This is a genomic window from Bacillus stercoris (assembly GCF_029772985.1).
Taxonomy (GTDB): domain Bacteria; phylum Bacillota; class Bacilli; order Bacillales; family Bacillaceae; genus Bacillus; species Bacillus stercoris.
Genome location: NZ_CP121861.1, coordinates 3,933,152 through 3,945,213, shown reverse-complemented (window position 1 = coordinate 3,945,213; position 12,062 = coordinate 3,933,152). Strand labels below are relative to the sequence as shown.

The 12,062-nt window shown below is 42.5% G+C and carries 12 protein-coding genes; 9 read left to right on the top strand and 3 right to left on the bottom strand.

What is annotated here, in order from left to right:
- Position 1 precedes the first annotated feature (1 nt).
- Positions 2 to 1,477 (bottom strand): ABC transporter permease, encoded by a 1,476-nt coding sequence (locus QA442_RS20445; protein WP_095432791.1) that lies wholly within the window; start codon positions 1,475 to 1,477, stop codon positions 2 to 4.
- A 212-nt stretch (positions 1,478 to 1,689) separates the two neighbouring features.
- Here QA442_RS20445 and yclJ point away from each other — a divergent pair, with 212 nt between their 5' ends.
- The 4 genes from yclJ to phrC all read left to right on the top strand — a co-directional run bounded on the left by yclJ (position 1,690) and on the right by phrC (position 5,198).
- Complete coding sequence (yclJ, locus tag QA442_RS20440) at positions 1,690 to 2,373, top strand: two-component system response regulator YclJ (protein ID WP_041521471.1); 684 nt, start codon at positions 1,690 to 1,692, stop codon at positions 2,371 to 2,373.
- Positions 2,360 to 3,781, top strand: a complete 1,422-nt coding sequence (yclK, locus tag QA442_RS20435; RefSeq protein WP_095432790.1) for a two-component system sensor histidine kinase YclK — start codon at positions 2,360 to 2,362, stop codon at positions 3,779 to 3,781. Before yclJ ends, yclK begins: the two co-directional genes overlap by 14 nt.
- 162 nt (positions 3,782 to 3,943) lie before the next feature.
- Complete coding sequence (gene rapC / locus QA442_RS20430; protein WP_095432789.1) at positions 3,944 to 5,092, top strand: response regulator aspartate phosphatase RapC; 1,149 nt, start codon at positions 3,944 to 3,946, stop codon at positions 5,090 to 5,092.
- On the top strand, positions 5,076 to 5,198 hold the full coding sequence (phrC, locus tag QA442_RS20425) for a phosphatase RapC inhibitor PhrC (RefSeq protein ID WP_014662771.1): 123 nt from the start codon (positions 5,076 to 5,078) through the stop codon (positions 5,196 to 5,198). Before rapC ends, phrC begins: the two co-directional genes overlap by 17 nt.
- 97 nt (positions 5,199 to 5,295) lie before the next feature.
- Here the strand turns inward: phrC and QA442_RS20420 are convergent, their stop codons facing one another.
- Both QA442_RS20420 and QA442_RS20415 read right to left on the bottom strand, forming a co-directional pair.
- A complete protein-coding gene (locus QA442_RS20420) occupies positions 5,296 to 5,406 on the bottom strand; it encodes a YjcZ family sporulation protein (RefSeq protein WP_040084173.1) in 111 nt (36 codons plus the stop codon).
- A gap of 142 nt (positions 5,407 to 5,548) precedes the next feature.
- Complete coding sequence (locus tag QA442_RS20415) at positions 5,549 to 6,913, bottom strand: aspartate kinase (protein WP_069839855.1); 1,365 nt, start codon at positions 6,911 to 6,913, stop codon at positions 5,549 to 5,551.
- Between the two features lie 384 nt (positions 6,914 to 7,297).
- Between QA442_RS20415 and yclN the strand changes: the two genes are divergently transcribed.
- The 5 genes from yclN to QA442_RS20390 all read left to right on the top strand — a co-directional run bounded on the left by yclN (position 7,298) and on the right by QA442_RS20390 (position 12,031).
- Positions 7,298 to 8,248 (top strand): petrobactin ABC transporter permease YclN, encoded by a 951-nt coding sequence (gene yclN / locus QA442_RS20410; RefSeq protein WP_014662773.1) that lies wholly within the window; start codon positions 7,298 to 7,300, stop codon positions 8,246 to 8,248.
- Positions 8,241 to 9,188, top strand: coding sequence for a petrobactin ABC transporter permease YclO (yclO, locus tag QA442_RS20405; protein WP_040084169.1), 948 nt, complete (start codon positions 8,241 to 8,243; stop codon positions 9,186 to 9,188). Before yclN ends, yclO begins: the two co-directional genes overlap by 8 nt.
- Positions 9,182 to 9,940 carry a petrobactin ABC transporter ATP-binding protein YclP gene (gene yclP / locus QA442_RS20400; RefSeq protein WP_095432788.1) on the top strand — a complete coding sequence of 253 codons (759 nt, stop codon included), beginning with the start codon at positions 9,182 to 9,184 and terminating at the stop codon, positions 9,938 to 9,940. The genes yclO and yclP overlap by 7 nt, the downstream gene beginning before the upstream one ends.
- A gap of 21 nt (positions 9,941 to 9,961) precedes the next feature.
- A complete protein-coding gene (gene yclQ, locus QA442_RS20395; RefSeq protein ID WP_014662776.1) occupies positions 9,962 to 10,915 on the top strand; it encodes a petrobactin ABC transporter substrate-binding protein YclQ in 954 nt (317 codons plus the stop codon).
- A gap of 180 nt (positions 10,916 to 11,095) precedes the next feature.
- On the top strand, positions 11,096 to 12,031 hold the full coding sequence (locus tag QA442_RS20390; protein ID WP_095432787.1) for a restriction endonuclease: 936 nt from the start codon (positions 11,096 to 11,098) through the stop codon (positions 12,029 to 12,031).
- Positions 12,032 to 12,062: the final 31 nt, after the last annotated feature.

Genomic DNA, 12,062 nt, shown 5'->3' with positions numbered 1-12,062 from the left:
TCTATTCCTGTTTTGTCAATATCGTTTTCGGATGAAGCCGCAGTACTGAAATGGACGGCAGCAATGTTGCAATGATTGCGATAAGGATGCCGATCCCGCCAAGAACAAGCATGTCGTTCATAGAAACCGCGACGTTCAGTGAATCGATAACGTCCGCGTTTGATGAACTGTGGCCGAACATTCCGCCGCCCATGCCGCCACCGCCGCCAGGCATTTGTCCGTTTTGCCCGCTTGCAGTTTGCGTTGAATCGGTTGATGAACTGATCTGCTGGGATAAAAGCTGATTTCCAAGCTGATTTGCGACGAGATTTCCAGTCACCGATGCAAGGCCGATCGCGATAACGGCCACGATCAGAATCTCAGTCAAGAACTGTCCAATCAATTTCCACCGTTTTTCACCGATAGCCATTAACACGCCCATTTCGTATTTGCGCTCCCTGATCGACATCATGACAATCAGGCCAAGAATGACAGCCCCTGCCACTGATACAAGATACACCACGTTTTTAGAAAAAGAAGCTACATTTTCAATCGGGCCGACCATTTGCTGGTACAACTGATCGTTTGTATTCAGTGTGTACGTATCGAAGTCAATGGATGTTTTCTTCGCTGCTTTTACGAAAGCATCCATATTTTTCGCATCGTCCATATAGTAAACGGCTGAGTCAATCGTATTTTGATAGTCGTCGCCTTTCAGCGCCTCTGTCGCTGTGTAAGGTGTATAAAGCTTGTTATAAGGATTTAAGAAAGAGAAATTTTGGGCTTGGTCATCGCCTGAAGATGTTGTTTTATAAATACCGACGATCTTCAGCTTTACTGTTGTATCCTCATCTGTTGCTGATTCAATTGTGATCGAATCGCCAACGCTTAAATCATTTTCTTCCGCTAATGTTTCGTTGATCACTGTTACTTTTTTGCCGACATCTGATTTTGTAATCGCGCGTCCGTCAGTGATTTTTGAATCCCCGTCAGAGAAATCATCAACTAATGCTGTGCTGATGACACCTTCAATCGAAAGATCGGCTTGCACCATTTGCGGTCCGCCTTGTCCGCCGCCTTGGCTGTTTTTAGCATTTGAGTTTGAACTGCTTGAACTGGAATCGCTTGAACTGGAGCTTGAGCTTTCAATCGCATCAAAGTTCCCCGCGTTGGCTGAAGCTGATGTGATGTAATTGTAGCTCTTCACATGATCGAGTGCTGCAAGCTTATTTGCATCAGACACTTTGACCGGTGTTGATTCGAAGCTGCGTTTTTCGCCGCTGTCCTGCTGTTTTTCCATTTGCTTTTGGCGGTCAACCTGTAGTGTCACGCTTCCGCCGAGCTCTTGTCTGGCCAGTTCGCTTGATTTTTGTGCTGCCGACTGGATGGTGAGGCCTGATAGAACAAAGACACATATGACTGTAAACACAAATAATTGCAATAACGTTTTTCCCTTTTTAGCCTTCATATTCCAAAAGGCCCGTTTGATAAAGTTCATTTATGTTCCTCCGTATAGGTATTGTTATTGATAAGGCCGCCTCTGGGGCGGGCTTGCTTGTTGATAAATTAATAGTAGTCCAAAGGTATGAAAAAAATATGAACAATCTATTTCTAGTTGATGAAATAAAAACTAACAATTGCGAAACGCAAAACCTTCTGTTTAAAATGGTGCTATTATAGAAAAAAGCATCAAAACAACCGGAGGATATAATGAAAATATTAATGATAGAAGATAATGTTAGTGTCTGTACGATGACGGAGATGTTCTTTTTTAAGGAAGGTTTTGAAGCGGAATTCGTTCATGACGGATTAGAGGGATACCAGCGTTTTACGGAAGAAAATTGGGATCTGATCATCTTGGATATCATGCTTCCATCTATGGATGGCGTGACCATTTGCAGAAAAATAAGAGAGACAAGCACGGTGCCGATTATCATGCTGACTGCCAAAGACACCGAATCAGATCAGGTCATCGGTTTTGAGATGGGGGCGGATGATTATGTCACGAAGCCGTTCAGCCCGCTGACATTGGTTGCCCGCATCAAAGCCGTCATCAGAAGATACAAGGCGACAGGCAAAGCGGTTGTTGATGAAGATATGATCGAATCGGAATGCTTTACAATTAATAAGAAGACGAGAGAAGTCTTTTTGAACGGAGAGCCTGTAGAAAATCTCACGCCGAAGGAATTCGATCTGCTTTACTACCTTGTCCAAAATCCACGGCAGGTGTTCTCCAGAGAACAGCTGCTTGAACAAGTATGGGGCTATCAATTTTATGGAGATGAGCGGACGGTTGACGTTCATATCAAACGGCTGCGGAAAAAGCTTGCCAGCGAAGACAAGCCTTTCCTATATACCGTGTGGGGAGTAGGGTATAAATTTGATGAAGATTAAATATTTATACCAGCTGCTTCTGAGCCATATCAGCATTTTGATTTTAGCGTTTGTCATTATCATTTCGCTATTTTCACACTTTGTGAAAGATTTTGCCTATCAAAATAAAGTAGAGGAACTGACGTCATATGCAGTGCAGATCGCGAATGAATTCCAAGCCGGCCAGGTTGATATGCGCAGGCTCTACCCTTATCAGGACATTTTAAGCACAAGAAAGACTCAGTTTATCATCTTCAATGAAAAGCAGCAGCCTTATTTTCTTCCTGAAGGCTTTCATCATCAGCCAAGGGAACAGCTGAAGAAATCAGAATGGAACAAGCTGAAAAAAGGGCAGACTGTCATGATCAGGGCAGATGGCCGTTTTGATGATGAAGTGTCTCTTGTGGCGCAGCCTATATTTGTTCAGAACGAGTTTAAAGGCGCCGTTCTGCTGATTTCTCCAATCAGCGGCGTTGAACAGATGGTCAATCAGGTCAACCTCTATATGTTTTACGCTGTAATCAGCACGCTCGTCATTACGATTCTTGTGAGCTGGCTCCTATCCAAATTCCATGTCAAACGGATTCAAAAGCTGAGAGAAGCGACAGATAAAGTGGCTTCCGGCGATTATGACATCCACTTGGAAAACAGCTACAGGGATGAAATCGGCGTACTGGCGTCCGACTTTAATATTATGGCGAAAAAGTTAAAGCAGTCGAGGGATGAAATCGATCGCCTTGAGAAGCGGAGAAGGCAGTTTATCGCTGATGTGTCACATGAATTAAAAACTCCGCTGACGACGATCAACGGTTTGGTTGAAGGGCTGAATAGCCATACGATTCCTGAGGATAAGAAGGATAAGTGCTTCTCGCTGATCAGTGAGGAAACGAAGCGCATGCTGCGGCTCGTAAAAGAAAATCTGGATTATGAAAAAATTAGGTCCCAGCAAATTACCTTGAACAAGCTGGATGTTCCGCTGATCGAGGTGTTTGAAATCGTAAAAGAGCACTTGGAGCAGCAGGCGGACGAAAAACAAAACAGGCTGATGATTCAGGTAGAGGATCACGTGATCGTTCATGCCGATTACGACAGGCTCATTCAAATACTCGTCAACATTACGAAAAACAGCATCCAATTTACGCAAAACGGTGACATTTGGCTGCGCGGAATAGAAGGTTATAAAGAGACGATTATTGAAATTGAAGATACGGGGATCGGCATTTCAAAAGAGGATATTGAGCATATTTGGGAGCGGTTCTATAAAGCAGATATTTCAAGAACGAACACGGCATACGGTGAATACGGACTCGGTCTCTCGATCGTCAAGCAGCTCGTTGAAATGCATCGGGGCACAGTAGAGATCAAGAGTGAAGAAGGGAAAGGCACAAAATTTATCATCCGCCTTCCCTTAACGGCAAAGCAGCAATAGCATACAGGGCGGCAGCATCATCAGATGAGCCGCCTTTTTTGCACACCGCTTCGGTTTATTGCGTGCTCCCGAAAACAAAGATTGCGTGTTTTTCGGGTTAGGACAGTCTATAAACATGATAAAATATGACATAAACAGTTTTTGATGGGAGAGGGTGAAGGAATGAAGAGCGGGGTAATTCCTTCTTCAGCGGTCGGTCAAAAAATTAACGAGTGGTACAAATATATCCGGACATTCAGCGTGCCGGATGCCGAAGTGTTAAAAGCTGAAATCCAGCAGGAACTGAAACACATGCAGCATGATTCCAACTTGCTGCTTTATTATTCACTAATGGAATTCCGGCACCAGCTTATGCTGGATTATCTTGAGCCGTTAGAAAAATTAAATATCGAAGACCAGCCAAGCCTGTCTGAATTATCACGAAACATTGACAGCAATCAGGCAGATCTTAAAGGGCTGCTCGACTATTACGTGAATTTTTTCCGCGGGATGTATGAGTTTGATAAGCGGGAATTTATTTCTGCCATCACATACTATAAACAGGCGGAGAAAAAGCTTTCCTTTGTCGCAGACCATATTGAACGGGCTGAATTCTACTTTAAAATCGCGGAAGCTTATTATTATATGAAGCAAACGTATTTTTCATTGATTAATATCAAAAACGCCTATGAAATTTACGTGGAGCAAGAAACCTATAATGTGAGAATCATTCAATGCCATTTCGTGTTCGGGGTTAACCTGATGGATGAAAGAAATTTCGAACAAGCCGCGCGCCATTTCAAATTGGCACTCGATATGGCCCAAGCGGAACAAAAAGCCCAGCTGGTCGGAAGAGCATACTACAATCTCGGATTATGCTATTACAATCAAGATCTTCTTGACCCTGCCATTGAGTACTTTGAAAAAGCGGTCTCCACGTTTGAAAGCAGCAGGATCATCAATTCTTTGCCGCAAGCCTATTTTTTAATCACCCTGATTTATTATAAACAGGGAAAACATGATAAAGCTTCGGAATATCACAAGCGGGGCTATGAATATGCTAAAGAAACAGACGATGCAGACTATGCCGTAAAATTCGAGTTTTTGGAATCCCTATATCAGGATCAGCCCAGTGAAGAAGGAATCGAACGATGTTTTCAATACCTAAAAAATAAAAATATGTACGCTGATATAGAGGATTTAGCCCTAGAAGTAGCAAAATATTACTATGAACAGAAGTGGTTTAAACTGTCTGCTTCCTACTTTCTACAAGTTGAAGAGGCAAGAAAACAAATACAAAGGAGTGAAGGTTTGTATGAAATTGAAATCTAAGTTGTTTGTTATTTGTTTAGCCGCAGCCGCGATTTTTACAGCGGCTGGCGTTTCTGCTCATGCGGAAGCACTCGACTTTCATGTGACGGAAAGAGGAATGACGTAAGAACCAGCCCCTTCTCTTTGGTGAGAAGGGGTTTTTCTTTTCAAAAAAACACCGCAAGACATAGTCTTGCGGCGCCCCCGCAGAGACGGTCAGCAGCTTAGTAGCCGCCAACAAACGCAGTCCCTACGATAATTAAAAGAATGAACAATACAACGATTAAAGCGAAAGAACTGATGCCGTAACCGCCGCCAGTAGAGTATCCTGACATAAGGTTTCACCTCCCTATGAAGGATACTATAAGATATGCTGAGCCGATCTGTTTGGCAGGGATAATAGTGGACAAGAGAAAAAAATGAACAATTCGGCTATATGAAAAATAGCGGGCGCTGCGGCCCGCTATTTATGTACGATTAAGAGATCAGCACGCCCGCGAAAAATTCCTGGTATAACGCTTGAACGGCTTTTCTTTCTTCGGCTTCTTTTACGCCAAACATCATGCTCACTTCAGATGATCCCTGATTGATCATTTCGATATTCACTTTAGCCTCTGATAATGCTTTGGCGGCTCTTGCTGTTGTACCGACATTGTGGCGCATCGCTTCTCCTACAACCATAATCAGTGCGAGATGATGCTCGACAATGACTTCGTCGGCATGCAAATCCTTTTCGATCCGTTTGATCACGCTGCGTTCAGTGGCGGCATCCATTTGACCCTCCCGCAAGATGATGGTCATGTCATCAATTCCCGATGGAACATGCTCATACGTCAATCCGTGCTCCTCCAGGATTTGAAGGGCTTTGCGGCCAAATCCGATTTCTCTGTTCATTAAATACTTGCTGATATAAATGCTGCAAAAACCGGTATCGCTGGCAATGCCGACGACAGGCCCGTTCGTGTTATCCCGCTTGCTGACGACACGGGTGCCTTCGGCTGAGGGGTTGTTCGTATTTTTGATCTGAACAGGAATCCCCGCTCTAAATGCCGGAATGAGCGCTTCATCATGAAACACTGAAAAACCGGCGTAAGACAGCTCCCGCATCTCTCTGTATGTCAGCTCACTGATTTCCTTTGGATTTTCAACGAAGGACGGATTGACAGAATACACAGCGTCCACGTCTGTAAAGTTTTCGTACAAATCAGCTTGAAGTCCGTTGGCAAGAATCGAGCCGGTAATATCAGAACCGCTCCGTGAGAATGTGATCACATCGCCATCCTTGCTGAATCCGAAAAAACCGGGAAAAATAATGAGTCCGTCACGTTCCCGAAGACGATAGAGGTTTTGATAGGATTCAGGAAGAACTTGCGCGTTGCCGGGTTCATTTGTCACAAAAAGGCCGGCATCCTTCGGGTTGACATATTCCGCTTTGACGCCTTTATAACGGAAATAAGCGGCGATCAGCTTGGCGTTGTTATCCTCCCCGCTGGCCTTAACTGCGTCAAGATATTGCTCGGGATTGCTTTTGTCTCCTTCTAAAAGCGTAAACAAATCATCTCTGATTTTATCGATAATGCTTTGCCCCAGCTGAAGCTCATTGGCGATGAGAGCGTACCGTTCCACAACCGCTTCCGCCAGTTCAGGTGCGCTGCCTGATGCCAAATATTGTTCTGCACATGCGATTAAGAGATCAGTCACTTTCGTATCCTCGGCATAGCGTTTTCCCGGAGCTGAAACGACTACAGCTTTCCGTGCCGGGTCTGAGGTAACGATGTGAAACACCTTGTCAAGCTGGGCGCCTGAAGCAAGTGAGCTGCCTCCGAATTTAACGACCTTCATGTTTACATCTCCTAATGTTTAAAATTTTCACACAAATTTAGTATTTATTATCTCTCTTTCAGTCCTGTAAATCAAGGGATAATTTCTCTCCGGAATGAACATTTGTATTTCCCACGAGGAATGATGTCGGGTTTGCTGACAGTAAACAGGCGTTCAAAAGATAAATATGGTAAACAGCCTAACGTTTTGGGATGGAAAATGGTTAGAATGATTAGTAAAATTGATAAATGACCAGGTTAATATTTTTAAAGAATATTGACTAACACTAGAAAAATGGTAATATGTAAATGATAATGATAATCAATTACTATATGGCCATATTGTTTTGAGTCCTTGCGGAGTAGGAGATACGTTCTTTTTGCTGTAAGGATGTAAGGAGGCAGCATGAAGCTACGTTATTTATTTATTCTACTTATCATATTAGCCGTCACATCTGTATTTATCGGCGTAGAAGATCTGTCGCCGCTTGATCTCTTCGATTTAAGCAAACAAGAGGCGTCAACGCTGTTTGCAAGCCGTTTGCCGCGATTAATCAGCATTGTCATCGCGGGCTTAAGCATGAGCATCTGCGGTTTGATTATGCAGCAGATCAGCAGAAACAAATTCGTGTCACCGACGACGGCGGGCACGATGGATTGGGCTCGGCTCGGCATCTTAATTTCCTTGCTGCTGTTTACATCCGCCAGTCCTTTAATCAAAATGCTGGTCGCGTTTGTCTTTGCCCTGGCAGGCAACTTCCTGTTTATGAAAATCCTTGAAAGAATCAAGTTTAACGACACCATCTTTATTCCGCTTGTCGGTTTAATGCTCGGGAATATCGTCAGTTCAATCGCGACTTTTATCGCGTATAAATATGACTTGATCCAGAACGTGTCATCATGGCTTCAGGGAGACTTCTCCTTAGTCGTGAAAGGGAGATACGAGCTTCTTTATCTGAGTATTCCGCTCGTTATCATTGCCTATGTGTATGCGGATAAATTCACATTGGCCGGTATGGGAGAAAGCTTTTCTGTCAATCTCGGCCTAAAGTACAAGCGGGTAGTGAACATCGGGCTCATTATCGTATCCCTGATCACGTCTCTTGTCATTTTGACTGTCGGTATGCTGCCGTTTCTCGGTTTAATCATCCCGAATATTGTATCGATTTACAGAGGAGACAATCTGAAGAGCAGCCTGCCGCATACTGCGCTATTGGGAGCGGTTTTTGTGCTGTTTTGCGATATATTGGGCAGAGTCATTATCTTCCCTTACGAAATCTCGATTGGCCTGATGGTCGGAATCATCGGCAGCGGCATTTTCCTGTTTATGCTGTTAAGGAGAAAAGCGTATGCGTAACCAGATGAAAATGGCGTTGCTCGTTGGTTTAGCCATTGTATGTATTGGCTTGTTTCTGTTTTATGACTTAGGCAATTGGGATTACACCCTGCCGAGACGAATCAAAAAGGTCGCCGCCATTGTGCTGACGGGGGGAGCGATTGCGTTTTCGACCATGATCTTTCAAACGATTACGAACAACCGCATCCTGACGCCGGGCATCTTGGGCCTCGATTCTCTCTACATGCTGATTCAGACCGGTATTATCTTTTTGTTCGGTTCTGCGAATATGGTCATTATGAATAAAAACATCAACTTTATCATCTCTGTTCTTCTGATGATACTGTTTTCTCTTGTTTTGTATCAGATCATGTTCAAGGGTGAGGGGAGAAATATCTTTTTCCTTCTGCTTATCGGTATCGTGTTTGGCACGCTGTTCAGCAGCCTGTCTTCCTTTATGCAGATGCTGATTGATCCGAATGAGTTCCAAGTGGTGCAGGACAAGATGTTTGCCAGCTTTAACAACATTAATACAGATTTGTTATGGCTCGCGTTCATCATCTTCCTGCTGACAGGCGCTTATGTCTGGCGTTTTACAAAGTTTTTCGATGTGCTGTCGCTCGGACGCGAGCACGCCGTGAATTTGGGCATTGACTACGACAAAGTGGTGAAGCAGATGCTGATCGTGGTTGCGATTTTGGTTTCTGTGTCAACAGCGCTAGTCGGGCCGATTATGTTTTTAGGCCTTCTTGTCGTCAACCTGGCGAGAGAATTTCTGAAAACCTATAAGCATTCATACTTAATCGCAGGCTCTGTTTTCATCAGCATCATTGCGCTGGTCGGAGGGCAGTTTGTGGTTGAGAAAGTGTTTACCTTCTCAACGACGCTGAGCGTCATTATTAATTTTGCCGGCGGGATTTATTTTATCTACTTGCTGTTAAAGGAGAATAAATCATGGTAGAGGTCAAAAATGTAAGCAAACAATATGGCGGGAAAGTTGTCCTTGAAGAGACGTCAGTCACGATTCAAAAGGGCAAAATCACCTCGTTTATCGGTCCTAACGGCGCCGGCAAAAGTACGCTGCTGTCTATCATGAGCCGCCTGATCAAAAAAGATTCCGGCGAGATTTACATAGACGGACAAGAGATTGGATCATGCGACAGCAAAGAGCTTGCCAAGAAAATGAGCATTTTGAAGCAGGCGAACCAAATCAATATTAGGCTCACGATCAAAGACCTCGTCAGTTTTGGCAGGTTTCCGTACTCACAGGGCCGGCTGACTGAGGAAGACTGGGTTCATATCAACCAGGCGCTCAGCTATATGAAGCTGGAAGACATTCAGGACAACTACCTCGATCAGTTAAGCGGCGGACAGTGCCAAAGGGCATTTATCGCCATGGTCATTGCCCAGGACACCGATTATATCTTTCTGGATGAGCCGCTGAACAATCTGGATATGAAACATTCAGTTGAAATTATGAAACTGCTGAAACGGCTGGTAAAGGAGCTTGGAAAAACGATCGTCATCGTCATTCACGATATCAATTTTGCTTCTGTCTATTCGGACTATATCGTAGCTTTGAAAAACGGCCGCATCGTAAAAGAGGGGCCGCCTGAAAAAATAATAGAAACCTCTGTGCTTGAGGAAATCTACGATATGACCATCCCGATTCAGACGATTGATCATCAAAGAATAGGTGTCTATTTTTCTTAATATATAGAAGAGGTGAAGAGCATGAAAAAGTTCGCATTACTATTCATCGCTTTGGTGACGGCAGTTGTCATTTCTGCATGCGGAAACCAAAGCACAAGCAGCAAAGGTTCTGATTCGAAGAAAGAACAAATCACGGTGAAACACCAGCTGGACAAAAACGGCACAAAAGTACCGAAGAACCCTAAAAAAGTTGTCGTATTTGACTTTGGAAGCTTAGATACATTAGATAAACTAGGACTTGATGATAAAGTAGCGGGCCTGCCGAAACAAGCCCTTCCTAAATATCTGTCCAAGTTCAAAGATGACAAATATGCTGATGTCGGAAGCTTAAAAGAGCCAGACTTCGAGAAAGTGGCAGATTTAGACCCTGACTTGATCATTATCTCAGGAAGACAATCTGAGTCTTACAAAGAATTCTCTGAAATCGCTCCGACAATTTACCTTGGCGTAGACACAGCGAAGTATATGGAATCATTTAAATCAGACGCGGAAACAATCGGTAAGATTTTCGATAAAGAAGACGAAGTGAAAGATGAACTCGCAAAAATCGATGATTCAATCGCAGATGTAAAGAAAACGGCTGAAAAGCTTAACAAAAACGGTCTCGTCATCATGGCGAACGACGGGAAGATCAGCGCATTCGGCCCTAAATCAAGATACGGCCTGATCCATGACGTGTTCGGCGTGACACCGGCTGATAAAAACATCAAAGCGTCTACTCACGGACAAAGCGTTTCATACGAGTACATTTCAAAAACAAACCCGGATTACCTGTTTGTCATTGACCGCGGTACAGCGATCGGAGAAACATCATCTACAAAACAAGTCGTTGAAAACGATTATGTGAAAAACGTAAACGCAGTGAAAAATGATCATGTCGTCTACCTTGATTCTGCTACTTGGTACTTATCAGGAGGCGGTCTTGAGTCTATGGCGCAAATGATTAAAGAAGTGAAAGACGGTTTAGAAAAGTAAAATAAGAACCCGATCTTTAGAATCTGATTAATTCAGTCTAAGGTCGGGTTTTTTCTTTCAAAAATCTCGATTCATAGAGATTTTAATGTTGAAATATAGAAATAAACTTTACTTTGTTTTTATATAGATGGATAATAAAGGTTATATTCATGAATTTATTGTTTTCAAGGAGTGATCCTTATGAGTCTAGAATTTTCTCCTTCAGTTATTTCACATATGAAAGATTGCATTTTGGAATTATTTTGGAGTAAATCTGATCTTTATGATTTTTTTAGAAGCAGTGGTTGTCCTCACCGACACTTGCCTCTGAAAAAAGAGCTACGTGATATGAAGAGATACCAAATAGTGGATGGTGTTTTTCGCAGTTTATCTTCCACACCGGATAAGGGAATAATACATATACGTAATATGCTCGAAACATTAAGTCAATGGGACTACTTTGATCCATATTATTTTGAGGAACTAAATAAATTAGATAGAAGCAAAGCAGAATCTTATATAAATAAGCTTAGTATTATTTATAAAGACTACACTAATAAGATAAGGGAGCAAAAAAAGAATAAACTAGGAAAAAGCTCTACTTCTAAAAAAACTATCTTGTTAGAAGAGATACATAATGAATACATGAGCTTATTGAGAAATAAAGATAGTAATGGACGTATAATAAGTAGTCAAAGAAGAGGGTATCATTTTGAGCGTTTAATAATGAAGATAGCCGAGCGAGAAAAGTTTGATGTTACTGAGCCATTTAAGATAAAAGGTGAACAAATTGATGGAGCAATTAAGTATGATGGAGAACATTATTTATTAGAAGGGAAATGGAATGATTCAGCCACAGCCTCTATTGATATGTATCACTTTGCACATAAGATTGAAGGGAAAATGTATGGAAGAGGACTATTTATCTCAGTGAATGGTTTCTCAATTGATTCAGTAAAGAGCCTTGTTTCAGGTAAATCAATTAAAACTATACTGATTGACGGAACTGATCTTATGTATGTTACAGAAGGTAGAATAACTTTTTGTGATTTATTAGATAATAAAATTAAAGCTGCTCAAACAGCAGGCTTTATTTATTTTGATGCTCTTATGCAAGAATCTAAGGTGTTAATTTAAAACGACTTAATATAAAAAAAGCAGCCCTAAA